Raw genomic sequence first — 14,969 nt, forward strand, 5'->3', positions numbered from 1 at the left:
TAGTGGTGCCCCGGGGCGACATGCGCCCCCGGGGCACCGGTGTGCCCCCCACCGAGGGCACCATCGCGTCGCCCAGGCATGGAATCATGGCCGACAGCGCACAACCGGCGTACGGACCGGACCGGTTGGACGTCGCACGCCAGTGTGCAGACAGCAGGCCATGGCCTTCAGGGGGAGGAACAATGGCGGACAGCTTCGGGCCCGCCTCGAGCGCGGACGACGACCGCGGCGTCGACGCCGGCGGGGAAAGGGGAGGGTCGCGCAAGGAGCCGATCAGGGTGCTCGTCGTGGACGATCACGCGCTCTTCCGGCGCGGGCTGGAGATCGTCCTCGCCCAGGAGGAGGACATCCAGGTCGTCGGTGAGGCGGGGGACGGGGCGGAGGCCGTCGACAAGGCGGCCGACCTGCTGCCCGACATCGTGCTGATGGATGTGCGGATGCCCAAGCGCGGTGGCATCGAGGCATGCACGTCCATCAAGGAGGTGGCCCCCAGCGCCAAGATCATCATGCTGACGATAAGCGACGAGGAGGCCGACCTCTACGACGCGATCAAGGCGGGGGCCACGGGCTATCTCCTCAAGGAGATCTCCACCGACGAGGTCTCCACCGCGATCCGCGCGGTCGCCGACGGGCAGTCGCAGATCAGCCCCTCGATGGCGTCCAAGCTGCTCACCGAGTTCAAGTCGATGATCCAGCGCACCGACGAGCGCCGCCTGGTGCCGGCTCCCCGGCTCACCGACCGTGAGCTGGAGGTGCTCAAGCTCGTGGCCACCGGGATGAACAACCGGGACATCGCCAAGGAGCTCTTCATCAGCGAGAACACGGTGAAGAACCATGTGCGGAACATCCTGGAGAAGCTCCAGCTGCACTCGCGCATGGAGGCCGTGGTGTACGCGATGCGGGAGAAGATCCTCGAGATCCGCTAGCCGCCGACCGCCGGCCCTCAGCCGCCGGCGGCCCGCCCGCTCCGGGTGTCAGCCCCCTGGGGTCAGCCCAGCGGTGTCAGCCCAGTGCGGCGGTGAGCGCCGCGGCCAGCTCCGGCCGGTCCACCCGCTCGATCCGCACCGCATCGCAGCCGACCCATTGCGCGGCCTCCGTCAGCGCCCGCGCCATCGGCTCCACGGCCTTCCGGGTCTCCAGCGACACCTGCCGCGCCACCAGCGTCTTCCCCTCCCGCGCCGGGTCGACCCGGCCGAGCAGCCGGCCGCCCGACAGCAGAGGCATGGCGAAGTAGCCGTAGACCCGCTTGGGCCTGGGCACATACGCCTCCAGCCGGTGGGTGAAGCCGAAGATCCGTTCGGTGCGCGCCCGGTCCCATATCAGCGAGTCGAACGGCGACAGCAGGGTCGTCCGGTGCCGGCCGCCGCCCGCGGAGGCCGCCGCCAGCGCCCCCGGATCCGCCCAGGCGGGCTTGGCCCAGCCCGCCACCTCGACCGGGACCAGCCCGCTGTCCGCGATCACGCTGTCCACCTGCTCACCCTTGAGCCGGTGGTAGTCGGCGAGATCCGCGCGGGTGGCGACGCCGAGCGACTGCCCCGCCAGCCGCACCAGCCGCCGCAGGCACTCCGCGTCGTCCAGGTCGTCGTGGAGCAGGGCATCCGGCACCGCGCGCTCGGCCAGGTCGTAGACCCGCTTCCAGCCTCGCCGCTCGGTGCACACCACCTCGCCGTACATCAAGGCGCGCTCCACCGCGACCTTCGCCGCGGACCAGTCCCACCACGGGCCGCCGTTCTTCGCGCCGCCGAGCTCGGTGGCGGTCAGCGGGCCCTCGGCGCGCAGCTGCCGGATGACCGCCTCGTACGCCCCGTCGGGGAGTGCGTGGCCCCAGTGCGGCCGGCTCCGGTAGGCGCGCCGCCGGAAGGCGAAGTGCGGCCACTCCTCGATCGGCAGGACGCAGGCCGCGTGCGACCAGTACTCGAAGCCGGACGGCCGGGGCCCGGAACCGGCAGCCGATGCCCCGGCGCCCTCCGGCGTGGCGCCGGACCAGTACGCCGCCTCCACCGCGCCGCGGCCGACCGCGCCCAGCCGTGCGTAGGGGACCAGCTCATGGGAGCGGGCCAGCACCGAGATGGTGTCCAGCTGGACCGCGCCCAGGTGCCGCAGCACCCCCCGCACGCCACCCTTGCGGTCCGGCGCGCCGAGCAGGCCCTGGGCGCGCAGCGCCATGCGCCGTGCTTCGTCGGCGGACAGGGTGATCTCCGGAGCGGGCGCCGGCGCGGCCTCGGGACTCGTCATGGGGACACCGTAGAGGCAGCCACTGACAACGCCGGGTGGATCACGCCCCGGAAGGGTCCGGTGCCGGGAGGTAGGGCGTCGTGGACGGCAGGCCCAGGTCGCCGGGGAGCAGCGCGCCGACCCAGGCGTCCCGCCGGGTGCCCTCGTGCGGGATCCGGCCGCGCAGCGTCCCCTCCATCCGGAAGCCCACCTTCAGCGCGACCGCCCGCGAGCCGGTGTTCCCCACTTCGGCGTACCACTCCATGCGCTCCACGCCCAGCTCGGTGAAGGCCCACTCCACCAGGGCCCGCGACGCCTCGACGGTGTAGCCGCGGCCCCGGTGCTCCTTGGCGGTCCAGTAGCCCAGCTCGGCCTGGCGCTCGGGGGCGTGCAGCCAGTGCAGCCGGACCAGCCCGACCGCTCCCACGAGCATGCCGCCGTCCCGGGTGACCACGGCGAGGTTGTAGACGGTGTTGTCCCGCCAGCCCTCGGGGGAGATGCGCTCGACGAACTCCGCCGCGTGTTCGCGCGTGTACGGAGAGGGGACGCTGGTCCAGCGCGGGATCTCCGGGTCCTGGCAGGCGGCGTGCACGGCCGGGATGTCGGAGGACTGAAACGGGCGCAGCACCAGGCGGTCGGTGGTGAGGGTTACGGGCTCCATACCGCGAGTCTCCGCCTTCACCCCTGCTCAGAGCCACCGTGTTTCCACCGCGATCGACCGCCTCGGGGCACCTTGTGGCGGCCCGGCACGTTGAATCCGGTAGGCGACACCCGGCCTTCGTGCTGACGGACCTCCCGGCGTGGCGGGGTCCTGTCTTACGATGGCCGTTGCGGCGGGGCCAGCGCCGCCTGATAATGCCGCGCCAGCGCACCCGACCGTGCCACGCCCGACCGGCAAGGAGCCAGCCTAAGTGTCCGTCCTCAACAAAATCATGCGTGCAGGCGAAGGAAAGATCCTGCGCAAGCTGCACCGCATCGCGGACCAGGTCAATTCCATCGAAGAGGACTTCCTGTCCCTCTCCGACGCCGAGTTGCGTGCGCTCACCGAGGAGTACAAGGAGCGGTACGCGGACGGCGAGAGCCTTGACGACCTGATGCCCGAGGCGTTCGCCACGGTCCGCGAGGCCGCCAAGCGCGTCCTGGGCCAGCGCCACTACGACGTTCAGCTGATGGGCGGTGCCGCGCTCCACCTCGGCTACGTCGCCGAGATGAAGACCGGTGAGGGCAAGACCCTCGTCGGCACGCTCCCCGCCTACCTCAACGCGCTGTCCGGCAAGGGCGTCCACCTGATCACGGTCAACGACTACCTGGCCGAGCGCGACTCCGAGATGATGGGCCGGGTGCACCGGTTCCTCGGCCTCGAGGTCGGCTGCATCCTCGCCAACATGACCCCGGCGCAGCGCCGCGAGCAGTACGCCTGCGACATCACCTACGGCACCAACAACGAGTTCGGCTTCGACTACCTGCGCGACAACATGGCGTGGTCCAAGGACGAACTCGTCCAGCGCGGGCACAACTTCGCCATCGTCGACGAGGTCGACTCCATCCTCGTCGACGAGGCCCGTACGCCGCTGATCATCTCCGGCCCGGCCGACCAGGCCACCAAGTGGTACGGCGACTTCGCCAAGCTGGTCACCCGGCTCACCAAGGGCGAGCCGGCCAACCCGCAGAAGGGCCTGGAGGAGACCGGCGACTACGAGGTCGACGAGAAGAAGCGGACCGTCGCCATCCATGAGGCCGGTGTCGGCAAGGTCGAGGACTGGCTGGGCATCGACAACCTCTACGAGTCGGTCAACACCCCGCTCGTCGGCTATCTGAACAACGCCATCAAGGCCAAGGAACTGTTCAAGAAGGACAAGGACTACGTCGTCATGGACGGCGAAGTCATGATCGTCGACGAGCACACCGGCCGTATCCTCGCCGGCCGCCGCTACAACGAGGGCATGCACCAGGCGATCGAGGCGAAGGAAGGGGTGGAGATCAAGGACGAGAACCAGACCCTCGCCACGATCACCCTGCAGAACTTCTTCCGCCTCTACGACAAGCTCTCCGGCATGACCGGTACGGCGATGACCGAGGCGGCCGAGTTCCACCAGATCTACAAGCTGGGCGTCGTCCCGATCCCGACCAACCGGCCGATGGTCCGGAAGGACCAGTCCGACCTGATCTACCGCACCGAGGTCGCCAAGTTCTCCGCGGTCGTCGAGGACATCGTCGACAAGCACAAGAAGGGCCAGCCGGTCCTGGTCGGCACCACCTCGGTCGAGAAGTCCGAGTACCTCTCGCAGCAGCTCACCAAGCGCGGGGTGCGGCACGAGGTGCTCAACGCCAAGCAGCACGACCGGGAGGCGATCATCGTCGCCCAGGCCGGCCGCCGCGGCGCCGTCACCGTCGCCACCAACATGGCCGGCCGTGGTACGGACATCAAGCTCGGCGGCAACCCGGACGACATCGCCGAGACCGAGCTGCGCGGCAGGGGCCTGGACCCGGTCGAGCACGTCGAGGAGTGGGCGGCCGCCCTGCCCGCCGCCCTGGAGCGGGCCGAGGCCGCGGTCAAGGCCGAGTTCGAAGAGGTCAAGGAGCTCGGCGGGCTGTACGTGCTGGGCACCGAGCGCCACGAGTCGCGGCGTATCGACAACCAGCTGCGCGGTCGTTCCGGCCGTCAGGGCGACCCGGGCGAGTCCCGTTTCTACCTCTCCCTGGGCGATGACCTGATGCGGCTGTTCAAGGCCCAGATGGTCGAGCGCGTCATGGCCATGGCCAACGTCCCCGACGACGTCCCGATCGAGAACAAGATGGTCACCCGGGCCATCGCCTCCGCCCAGTCGCAGGTCGAGCAGCAGAACTTCGAGACCCGTAAGAACGTCCTGAAGTACGACGAGGTGCTCAACCGCCAGCGTGAGGTCATCTACGGCGAGCGCCGCCGCGTCCTGGAGGGCGAGGACCTGCACGAGCAGGTGCAGCACTTCATGGACGACACGATCGACGCCTACATCCAGGCCGAGACCGTCGAGGGCTTCGCCGAGGAGTGGGACCTGGACCGGCTGTGGGGCGCCTTCAAGCAGCTCTACCCGGTGCAGGTGACCATCGACGAGCTGGAGGAGGCGGCCGGCGGCCGCGAGGGCCTGACCGCCGAGTTCATCGCCGAGGCCATCAAGGACGACGTCCACGAGCAGTACGCCGCCCGGGAGAAGCAGCTCGGCTCGGACATCATGCGCGAGCTGGAGCGCCGGGTCGTGCTGTCGGTACTGGACCGCAAGTGGCGCGAGCACCTCTACGAGATGGACTACCTCCAGGAGGGCATCGGCCTGCGCGCGATGGCCCAGAAGGACCCGCTGGTCGAGTACCAGCGCGAGGGCTTCGACATGTTCTCCGCGATGATGGACGGCATCAAGGAGGAGTCGGTCGGCTACCTGTTCAACCTGGAGGTCCAGGTCGAGCAGCAGGTCGAGGAGGTCCCGGTCCAGGCCGGCGAGGCGCGGGCCTCGCTGGACAAGGACGAGGAGGCCGCGGTGCCGGTCGCCGCGGGCGGCGGTCGGCCGGAGATCCGCGCCAAGGGCCTGGAGGCCCCGCAGCGCCCGGACAAGCTGCACTTCACCGCCCCGAAGGTGGACGGCGAGGGCGACATCGTCGAGGGCGACTTCGCGACGGAGCAGCCCCCGGCGCCGCGTGGCTCGGAGTCGGACGGCCTGACCCGTGCGGAGCGCCGCAAGGCGGGCAAGGGCGGACGCCGCCGCAAGAAGTAGCCCTTCGCGGTACGGAGGTGGGCCGGGATCCGGCGGCGCAGGCCGCCGGACCCCGGCCCCGCTGCGTTTGCGGCCCTGTCCCCGCTGCGTCCAGCGCAGCCGCGAGTCCCGGCCTTGCTGTGTCTGCTGCCCTGCCGGGTGCGGGCCAGGCAGCCGGACCTCGGTCCCGCTGCGTTTGGGGGCCGGTGCCGCGCGGGGCCGGGGGCAGGCGGTGTCGGGATCAGCTGATCGGGGGGCGGCCTGTCGTCGGTGGCTCAGAGCGCGGCGGCCGGGCCGAGGTCGACCGCGGCGCAGCGCCAGCGGTCGTCGCGCCCGCGCTCCAGCCGGAAGGCGAAGGCCGTCAGCCGGTCGCCGAAGGCGACGCGTGCGAACGCCTCGATGACCCCTTGGCGCGGCTGGTACTGGCCGCACTCGGCGACGTACGGCGCCGGACCGCAAGCCGGGCGTAACGGGGTCCGCGGTGCCAGCTCGACCAGCTGGTCGTAGGCGGTCGGCAGCGCGTGGCCCAGCAGGGTGTGCACCGGGCACTGGCCGCTGAGGGTGAGCAGCAGCCGATGGGCGAACCAGTAGCGCGGCTGCCCCTCGCGCGCTTGGCGCCGTGCGGCCACGGCAGCCTGTCGCGACACCGAGGCGGCTGCGGCCGGACGGCTCCCGTCGCCCGGCCGACGGGAGTCGCCTCGGCTGGACGGCCGGGCTCCGGCGGCCGGTCGCGTCCGGGACTGGGCCGGGACACGGCTCGCCGCCGGACGGCGGCGGGGCGCGTGGCTCGCCGGTGTGCCACCGATGTTCCTGGCGCCCGCACGGTCGGCGGAGTCCGTGCGAGCCGGGGCCTCCGCCCCGCCCGGCGCGCTCACGGCGCGGGCTGCCGCTGCCCTGTCGGCGGGCTGCCTGCTTCCGATGACTGTTGCCGGCTTGCCGCCGACGGTGGTGGCATCCGCCGTGCCGGTGCGGGCGGCCGCCCTGCCGGTGCCGGTCGCCGAGCTTTCGCCGCAGGACCGGTTGCCGGCCTCTGCCGTGGTGGGCGGCTGCGCGGCGGTCCCCGGGCGTGTGGTGATGTCTGGCCTTTCCGGGGCCGTGGCCGGGCTTGTCGCGCGGGATGTGGTGCCGTCTGCCGGGCCGAGGGGGTCCGTGGCGGGCGGGATGGGCGGGGTGGTCGTCGCGTGTGAGGTTCGGATGGTGTGGACGGCGTCGATGGCGCCGTGGCTTCCGTTCATGCTCATCGCCCCGATCAGAACCGGTACCCCTGTGGATACCGGTTGGTAACTTCCGTGGCGAGTCTTCTACCGGCGCGGTTCCGGCACGGGCAACGACGGTCGTCGGAAACCCGCTCGCTGGAGCCGGTTCACCTATCCGGGGGACGGGCGGGGCGTGATCAAGGGGTGGGGTGGGGCGTGACCCGGTCCTCGTGGGGTCGCACGGCGCGCGGCCACGTGCGGGAGAGGGCCGCGAAGGGACGGGGCTCGGCTGCCCCGAAGGGGGACCGGCGCCCGTATGCTGGCTGCACATCCGTATGTCCGTAAGCCTCGAAGAGCCTTTTACGAAAGCGGCAGCCATGCGTGTCTACGTCCCCCTGACTCTCCCCGGGCTCGCCGAGGCGTACAAGGCGGGCGAGCTGGGCCCGGCGCCGCTGGACGCCTACGCCGTCACCCCGGCGCTGCGCGAGTGGTACGTCTCCGACGACATCGAGGAGCTGGAGTACGCGGCGCTGAGCCGCGCCGCCCAGGCGTCGCTGCGTCGTCTCGCCGTCGACCCGCAGGCCGCCCGGCGGCGGGTGGTGGTCGCGGTGGACGTGGCCGACGGGGCCGCGGTCGCCGACCCCGACCGGGGGCTGGACCAGTCCGCGCTCGGCGAGGTGCGGATCAGCGCGGTGGTGCCGCTGGCCAAGGCCGCCGCGGTGCACGTTGACTCCGGGGACGCGGAGCAGGACGTCGCGGCGGCCGCCGATGCGCTGGGCGCGGCGGACCTCGGTGACGACGACGCGCAGTTCGTGGTGGACGGGGCCGAGGACCACGAGCTGATGTGGTACGCGACACAGGAGATCCCCAACCTCATCGGTTGAGGCCAACGGTGGCGGTGGCGGACACCGCGTTCCGGTGGAATCCGCTGTCAGCACCTCTCGGTACCGTCGTCAGCATGGGGAAGCACGTGGCACACATCGTCTGGGACTGGAACGGCACGCTCCTCCACGACACCGACGCGGTGATCGTGGCGACCAACGCCTCGTTCGCCGAGGTCGGGCTGGCTCCGATCACGCTGGAGCGCTACCGCGAGCTGTACTGCGTGCCGATCCCGCGCTTCTACGAGCGGCTGCTGGGGCGGCAGCCCAGCGAGGAGGAGTGGGAGGCCATGGACGCGGCCTTCCACCGGCACTACTGGGCGATAGCCGAGACCGCGGGCCTGGCGCTCGGGGCCAAGGAACTGCTCGCCGACTGGCAGGCCGCGGGGCTCACCCAGTCGCTGTGCTCGCTGGCGCCGCACGACCGGCTGGTGCCCCTGCTGCGTACGTATGGGATCGATCAGCACTTCATGCGGGTGGACGGCCGCCTCGGCAACAGCAACAACACCGGCAAGGCGCAGCAGATGGTGCGTCATCTGGGGGCGCTGGAGGGTGTGCCGCCGGAGCGGATCGTGGTGATAGGTGATGCGGTGGACGACGCTCTGGCCGCCGCGCACGCCGGGGCGCACGCCGTCCTCTACACCGGCGGCTCGCACAGCCGGGCCAGTCTGGAGGTCGCCGGGGTCCCGGTCGTGGACAGCCTGCTGGAGGCGGCGGAGATCGCCAAGGAGCTGGCCGGCGGCCGGCCGCTCAGCGGCCTGAACGGCGCCGGATAGGCCCGGACAGGACACGCCGGGCGCGCGAACAGGCACCGGGCAGGCCGGAAATCCCGTCCGGTGCCTGCGGTCACTTCACCGGCCGGCCGACCGCCTCCGCGGCGGTCAGCTCTCGGGTGCCTTGGCGCGGAGGATCTGGAGGAACTCGCGCATCCAGGCCGGATTGTCCGGCCAGGCCCGCGCCGAGACCAGGGGGCCGTCCACCACGACCTCCTGGTCCTGGAAGCTCGCCCCGGCCGCCTGCATGTCCGGCTCCAGGGCCGGATACGCGGTGACCCGGCGCCCGGTCAGCCCATCGACCACGGCGGTGAGCAGCGCGCCGTGGCAGGTCTGGGCGACGGGCTTGTCCGCGTCGAAGAACGCCTTGAGGACCTTGCGGAGCTCGGGGTCGTTGCGCAGGTACTCCGGGGCACGGCCGCCGGGGATCACCAGGCCGGCGTAGTCGCCGGGGTCGACATCGGAGAAGGCGAGGTCGGCGGGCCAGGTATAGCCTGGCTTCTCGGTGTAGGTGTCGAAGCCCTCCTCGAAGTCGTGGACCACGAAGCGGAGCTTCTTGCGGCTCGGGGCGGCGATGTGCACCTCGTACCCCTCCTCGCGCAGCCGTTGGTAGGGGTAGAACACCTCCAGTGAGTCGGCCGCGTCGCCGGTAACGATCAGAACTTTCGCAGCCATGCCGCCCACCTCTGCTTCGTCACGTACTTTCACGCTACTCGCCCTCGGCGCGTCCTACCGTGCACGTACACCGGCGGGTTGCCAAGAGCGCCTCCTCGGCCACGCCACAGCTGTCCACATCGTCAAACTTCCGGGCCGAGATTTGTACACATACAGCTCATGACGAGGCCGGGGGGGAGAGCGATAGCCTTACGGCGTGATCAGTGCGATATCAGCCAGGGGCGACGAAGCCTCTGCTGCTCAGCGCCCGGGACGCCCAAGCGTCCGGGCGGCCGCTGATCCGTGTCGCCAGGGGTCTTCGCCGGAATCGGCCGAGAACACCCCTGCCTTTCCCCATTTCGGCATACCGTCGTGGTATCGGAGCGGATACCCCGCGCCGCCACGCGATGCCACCACCATCGATGTCACGCAACGGCGCGCGACAGGAGCCAGAGGACATGCAGACCAAGCTGGACGAAGCCAAGGCCGAGCTGCTCGCACGTGCCGCCCGGGTCGCTGAGAACAGTCCTGCCGGGGGACCGGTACAGGGGCTGGGCCCGGAGTCCCTCCACGCGTACCTCCAGCGCTACTACCTGCACACCGCCCCCGAGGACCTCGCCGGCCGTGAGCCGGACGACGTGCTGGGCGCCGCCTACTCCCACTACCGGCTGGCTGAAAACCGTCCTCAGGGCACGGCGAACGTCCGGGTGTACAGCCCGACGGTCGAGGAGAACGGCTGGACCTGCCCCCACTCCGTGGTGGAGGTCGTCACCGACGACATGCCCTTCCTCGTCGACTCGGTGACCAACGAGCTGTCCCGCCAGGGCCGTGGCATCCACGTCGTGATCCACCCGCAGATGGTCGTCCGCCGCGACCTGACCGGCAAGCTCATCGAGGTGCTCGACTCCACCCGGGACGGCAACGGCGGCGGGGTGGCCGAGCTGCCGCACGACGCCCTCGTGGAGTCCTGGATCCACGTCGAGACCGACCGGGAGACCGACCGGGGCAACCTCAAGCAGATCACCGCCGATCTGCTCCGGGTCCTCTCCGACGTCCGCGAGGCCGTCGAGGACTGGGAGAAGATGCGCGACGCCGCGCTGCGCATCGCCGAGGACCTGCCCGCCGAGCCCATCCCCGGTGACCTGCGGGACCAGGAGGTCGAGGAGGCCCGCGAGCTGCTGCGCTGGCTCTCCGCCGACCACTTCACCTTCCTCGGCTACCGCGAGTACGAGCTGACCCAGGCGCCCACCGAGAACGGCGCCGAGGAGGACGTGCTGACCGCCGTGCCCGGCACCGGCCTCGGCATCCTCCGCTCCGACCCGCACCACCGCGAGGGTGACGGCCACGGCAGTCTCGCCCTCGCGGGCCACGCCGGCTCCCCGTCCTTCAGCCGGCTGCCGAAGGACGCCCGCGCCAAGGCGCGCGAGCACAAGCTGCTCGTCCTCACCAAGGCCAACAGCCGGGCCACCGTGCACCGCCCCTCCTACCTCGACTACATCGGGGTGAAGAAGTTCGACGCCCAGGGCAACGTGATCGGCGAGCGCCGCTTCCTGGGCCTGTTCTCCTCCGCCGCCTACACCGAGTCGGTGCGCCGGGTGCCGGTGATCCGCCGCAAGGTCCAGGAGGTCCTGGAGGGGTCCGGCTTCGCGCCCGCCAGCCACGACGGCCGGGACCTGCTCCAGATCCTGGAGACCTACCCGCGCGATGAGCTGTTCCAGACCCCGGTCGACGGGCTGCTGTCCATCGTCACCTCCGTCCTGTACCTCCAGGAGCGCCGCCGGCTGCGGCTGTTCCTGCGCCAGGACGAGTACGGGCGCTACTACTCCGCGCTGGTCTACCTGCCGCGCGACCGTTTCACCACCGACGTCCGGCTGCGGCTGACCGACATCCTGCTGGAGGAGCTGAACGGCCGCGCCCCGGTCGACTTCACCGCACTGCACACCGAGTCGGTGCTCTCCCGGCTGCACTTCGTGGTCCGGGTCCAGCCCGGCAGCGAGCTGCCCGACCTGACCGACGCCGACGTCGAGCGCATCGAGCGCCGGCTGGTGGAGGCCGCCCGTTCCTGGGCCGACGGCTTCGCCGAGGCGCTGGGCGCCGAGCTCGGCGAGGAGCGCGCCGCCGAGCTGATGCGCCGGTACGCGGGCGCCTTCCCCGAGGGATACAAGGCCGACCACTCGCCGCGCGCCGCCGTCGCCGACCTCCAGCACCTGGAGCGGCTGACCGCCGCGGGCGGTGAGGACGACTTCCGGCTCAGCCTCTACGAGCCGGTCGGGGCGGCCGGCGGTGAGCGCCGCTTCAAGATCTACCGGACCGGGGCGCAGGTCTCGCTCTCCGAGGTGCTGCCGGTGCTCAGCCGGCTCGGCGTGGAGGTGGTCGACGAGCGCCCGTACGAGCTGCGCTGCTCGGACCGCACCTCCGCGTGGATCTACGACTTCGGTCTGCGGCTGCCCTCGCGCAACGGCGAGACGCTGCCCGACGACGCCCGCGAGCGCTTCCAGAACGCCTTCGCCGCGGTGTGGACCGGCCGGGCGGAGAACGACAACTTCAACCAGCTGGTGCTGGGCGCCGGCCTGGACTGGCGGCAGGCGATGGTGCTGCGCGCCTACGCCAAGTACCTGCGGCAGGCCGGGGCCACCTTCAGCCAGGACTACATGGAGGACACCCTCCGCAACAACGTCCACACCACCCGGCTGCTGGTAAGCCTGTTCGAGGCGCGGATGTCGCCGGAGCGGCAGCGGGCCGGCACCGAGCTGACCGACGCGCTGCTGGAGGAGCTGGAAGCGGCCCTGGACCAGGTCGCCTCGCTCGACGAGGACCGCATCCTGCGCTCCTTCCTCACCCTGATCAAGGCGACCCTGCGCACCAACCACTTCCAGGTGGACAAGAGCGGCGAGCCGCACTCCTACCTGTCCATGAAGCTGGACCCGCAGGCCATCCCGGACCTGCCCGCGCCCCGCCCGGCGTACGAGATCTGGGTGTACTCGCCGCGGGTGGAGGGCGTGCACCTGCGCTTCGGCAAGGTCGCCCGCGGTGGTCTGCGCTGGTCCGACCGGCGTGAGGACTTCCGCACCGAGATCCTGGGCCTGGTCAAGGCGCAGATGGTGAAGAACACCGTCATCGTGCCGGTCGGCGCCAAGGGCGGTTTCGTCGGCAAGCGGCTGCCGGACCCGTCGGTGGACCGGGACGCCTGGCTGGCCGAGGGCATCGCCTGCTACAAGACCTTCATCTCCGGTCTGCTCGACATCACCGACAACATGGTCGGCGGCGAGGTCGTGCACCCCTCGAGCGTGGTCCGGCACGACGGGGACGACACCTATCTGGTGGTCGCCGCCGACAAGGGCACCGCGACCTTCTCCGACATCGCCAACGAGGTGGCCACCGCCTACGGCTTCTGGCTCGGCGACGCCTTCGCCTCCGGCGGCTCGGCCGGATACGACCACAAGGGCATGGGCATCACCGCCCGCGGCGCCTGGGAGTCGGTCAAGCGGCACTTCCGGGAGCTGGGGCACGACACCCAGACGCAGGACTTCACGGTCGTCGGCGTCGGCGACATGTCCGGCGACGTGTTCGGCAACGGCATGCTGCTGAGCGAGCACATCCGGCTGATCGCCGCCTTCGACCACCGGCACATCTTCGTCGACCCGGATCCGGACGCCGCGGTCTCCTACGCCGAGCGGCGCCGCCTGTTCGAGCTGCCGCGCTCCTCCTGGGCCGACTACGACACCGAGCTGCTCTCCCCGGGCGGCGGCATCCACCCGCGTACCGCCAAGTCCATCCCGATCACCCCGCAGGTCCGCGCGGCCCTCGGCATCGAGCCGGGTATCGCCAAGATGACCCCGGCCGACCTGATGAAGGCCATCCTCAAGGCCCCGGTCGACCTGCTGTGGAACGGCGGCATCGGCACCTACGTCAAGGCGCACACCGAGACGCACGCCGACGTCGGCGACAAGGCGAACGACGCCATCCGGGTGGACGGCCAGGACCTGCGGGTCAAGGTCGTCGGCGAGGGCGGCAACCTGGGCCTGACCCAGCTGGGCCGGATCGAGTTCGCCGCCAGCGGCGGCCACATCAACACCGACGCGATCGACAACAGCGCCGGCGTGGACACCTCCGACCACGAGGTGAACATCAAGATCCTGCTCAACGCGCTCGTCACCGACGGCGACATGACCGTCAAGCAGCGCAACAAGCTGCTCGCCGAGATGACCGACGAGGTCGGCGCGCTGGTGCTGCGCAACAACTACGCGCAGAACGTCGCCCTGGCCAACGCCGCCGCACAGGCCCCCAGCCTGCTCCACGCGCAGGCGCGCGCCATGCGCCGCCTGGTCCGCGACGGGGCCCTGGACCGCGCGCTGGAGTTCCTGCCCACCGACCGGCAGATCCGCGAGCGGCTCTCCGCCGGGCGCGGTCTGACCCAGCCGGAGCTGGCCGTCCTGCTCGCCTACACCAAGATCACGGCGGCGGAGGAGCTGATCGGCACCAGCCTGCCGGACGACGCCTACCTCCAGCGCCTGCTGCACGCCTACTTCCCCAAGGCGCTCAACGAGCAGTTCGGCGAGCAGGTCGACGCCCACGCGCTGCGCCGGGAGATCATCACCACGGTGCTGGTCAACGACACCGTCAACACCGGCGGGTCGACCTTCCTGCACCGGCTGCGCGAGGAGACCGGCGCCTCCGTCGAGGAGATCGTCCGCGCCCAGACCGCCGCCCGCGCCATCTTCTGCCTGGGAGAGGTCTGGGACGAGGTCGAGTCGCTGGACAACGTGGTCGCCGCCGACGTCCAGACCCGGATCCGGCTGCACAGCCGCCGCCTGGTCGAGCGCGGCACCCGCTGGCTGCTCAACAACCGCCCGCAGCCGCTGGAGCTGGCCGAGACCATCGACTTCTTCAGCGACGGGGTGGCGGCCGTCTGGTCCGCGCTGCCGAAGATGCTGCGCGGCGCCGACCTGGAGTGGCACCAGAACATCTACGACGAGCTGACCGGCGCCGGAGTGCCGGAGACCCTGGCCACCCGGGTGGCCGGATTCTCCTCCGCCTTCCCGGCGCTGGACATCGTCGCCACCGCGGACCGCACCGGCAAGGACCCGCTCGCCGTGGCCGAGGTCTACTACGACCTGGCCGACCGGCTGCGGATCACGCAGCTGATGGACCGGATCATCGAACTGCCGCGCGCCGACCGGTGGCAGTCCATGGCCCGTGCCTCCATCCGCGAGGAGCTGTACGCGGCGCACGCCGCCCTCACCGCCGACGTACTCGCCGTCGGTAACGGCGCCGCGTCGCCGGAGGAGCGTTTCGGCAGCTGGGAGGAGCGGAACGCGGCGATCCTGCAGCGGGCCCGCACCACCCTGGAGGAGATCCAGAGCTCGGAGACCTTCGACCTGGCGAACCTGTCGGTGGCGATGCGGACGATGCGGACGCTGCTGCGCTCGCACGCGTGACGCGAGGCCGCGTGACGCGACGCGTGTGACGCGGTCGGCCTGATACGCCGGAGGGGGCGGTACGGATTCCGTACCGCCCCCTCCGGCG

The 14,969-nt window shown here is 71.2% G+C and carries 10 protein-coding genes; 6 read left to right on the forward strand and 4 right to left on the reverse strand.

The genetic code is table 11. The annotated features are described in order from the left end of the window. The first annotated feature begins 182 nt into the window (after positions 1-182). Positions 183-926, forward strand: a complete 744-nt coding sequence (locus tag AC4BDD_RS18420; RefSeq protein ID WP_490686539.1) for a response regulator — start codon at positions 183-185, stop codon at positions 924-926. A gap of 76 nt (positions 927-1,002) precedes the next feature. Here AC4BDD_RS18420 and AC4BDD_RS18425 read toward each other — a convergent pair whose 3' ends face one another. Together AC4BDD_RS18425 and AC4BDD_RS18430 are read right to left on the reverse strand one after the other, a co-directional pair. Next, the gene (locus AC4BDD_RS18425; RefSeq protein ID WP_490686540.1) at positions 1,003-2,235 is read right to left on the reverse strand and encodes a winged helix-turn-helix domain-containing protein; all 1,233 of its coding nucleotides are present in this window, start codon (positions 2,233-2,235) and stop codon (positions 1,003-1,005) included. A gap of 40 nt (positions 2,236-2,275) precedes the next feature. Next, positions 2,276-2,875 (reverse strand): GNAT family N-acetyltransferase, encoded by a 600-nt coding sequence (locus AC4BDD_RS18430; protein WP_490686541.1) that lies wholly within the window; start codon positions 2,873-2,875, stop codon positions 2,276-2,278. A gap of 250 nt (positions 2,876-3,125) precedes the next feature. Here AC4BDD_RS18430 and secA point away from each other — a divergent pair, with 250 nt between their 5' ends. Continuing rightward, positions 3,126-5,960, forward strand: a complete 2,835-nt coding sequence (gene secA / locus AC4BDD_RS18435) for a preprotein translocase subunit SecA (RefSeq protein ID WP_490686542.1) — start codon at positions 3,126-3,128, stop codon at positions 5,958-5,960. 254 nt (positions 5,961-6,214) lie between these two features. Here the strand turns inward: secA and AC4BDD_RS18440 are convergent, their stop codons facing one another. Continuing rightward, positions 6,215-6,568 (reverse strand): Rv3235 family protein, encoded by a 354-nt coding sequence (locus AC4BDD_RS18440; protein ID WP_490686543.1) that lies wholly within the window; start codon positions 6,566-6,568, stop codon positions 6,215-6,217. A 289-nt stretch (positions 6,569-6,857) separates the two neighbouring features. Between AC4BDD_RS18440 and AC4BDD_RS18445 the strand changes: the two genes are divergently transcribed. The 3 genes from AC4BDD_RS18445 (at position 6,858) to AC4BDD_RS18455 (ending at position 8,792) form a co-directional block, all read left to right on the forward strand. Next, positions 6,858-7,223 carry a hypothetical protein gene (locus AC4BDD_RS18445; protein WP_490686544.1) on the forward strand — a complete coding sequence of 122 codons (366 nt, stop codon included), beginning with the start codon at positions 6,858-6,860 and terminating at the stop codon, positions 7,221-7,223. A 289-nt stretch (positions 7,224-7,512) separates the two neighbouring features. Further along, a complete protein-coding gene (locus AC4BDD_RS18450) occupies positions 7,513-8,019 on the forward strand; it encodes a DUF6912 family protein (protein WP_490686545.1) in 507 nt (168 codons plus the stop codon). A gap of 74 nt (positions 8,020-8,093) precedes the next feature. Continuing rightward, on the forward strand, positions 8,094-8,792 hold the full coding sequence (locus AC4BDD_RS18455) for an HAD family hydrolase (protein ID WP_490686546.1): 699 nt from the start codon (positions 8,094-8,096) through the stop codon (positions 8,790-8,792). 105 nt (positions 8,793-8,897) lie between these two features. Here AC4BDD_RS18455 and AC4BDD_RS18460 read toward each other — a convergent pair whose 3' ends face one another. After that, positions 8,898-9,464 carry a DJ-1/PfpI family protein gene (locus AC4BDD_RS18460; protein WP_490686547.1) on the reverse strand — a complete coding sequence of 189 codons (567 nt, stop codon included), beginning with the start codon at positions 9,462-9,464 and terminating at the stop codon, positions 8,898-8,900. Between the two features lie 437 nt (positions 9,465-9,901). Here AC4BDD_RS18460 and AC4BDD_RS18465 point away from each other — a divergent pair, with 437 nt between their 5' ends. Beyond that, a complete protein-coding gene (locus tag AC4BDD_RS18465; protein WP_490686548.1) occupies positions 9,902-14,881 on the forward strand; it encodes an NAD-glutamate dehydrogenase in 4,980 nt (1,659 codons plus the stop codon). Positions 14,882-14,969: the final 88 nt, after the last annotated feature.

It is taken from the genome of Streptomyces sp. JLBT605 (genome assembly GCF_058215555.1).

Coding starts and splice junctions, on each gene's coding strand:
- AC4BDD_RS18420 (WP_490686539.1), top strand. CDS start 183: ATGGCGGACAGCTTCGGGCCCGCCTCGAGCGCGGACGACGACCGCGGC.
- AC4BDD_RS18425 (WP_490686540.1), bottom strand. CDS start 2,235: ATGACGAGTCCCGAGGCCGCGCCGGCGCCCGCTCCGGAGATCACCCTG.
- AC4BDD_RS18430 (WP_490686541.1), bottom strand. CDS start 2,875: ATGGAGCCCGTAACCCTCACCACCGACCGCCTGGTGCTGCGCCCGTTT.
- AC4BDD_RS18445 (WP_490686544.1), top strand. CDS start 6,858: ATGACTGTTGCCGGCTTGCCGCCGACGGTGGTGGCATCCGCCGTGCCG.
- AC4BDD_RS18450 (WP_490686545.1), top strand. CDS start 7,513: ATGCGTGTCTACGTCCCCCTGACTCTCCCCGGGCTCGCCGAGGCGTAC.
- AC4BDD_RS18455 (WP_490686546.1), top strand. CDS start 8,094: ATGGGGAAGCACGTGGCACACATCGTCTGGGACTGGAACGGCACGCTC.
- AC4BDD_RS18460 (WP_490686547.1), bottom strand. CDS start 9,464: ATGGCTGCGAAAGTTCTGATCGTTACCGGCGACGCGGCCGACTCACTG.
- AC4BDD_RS18465 (WP_490686548.1), top strand. CDS start 9,902: ATGCAGACCAAGCTGGACGAAGCCAAGGCCGAGCTGCTCGCACGTGCC.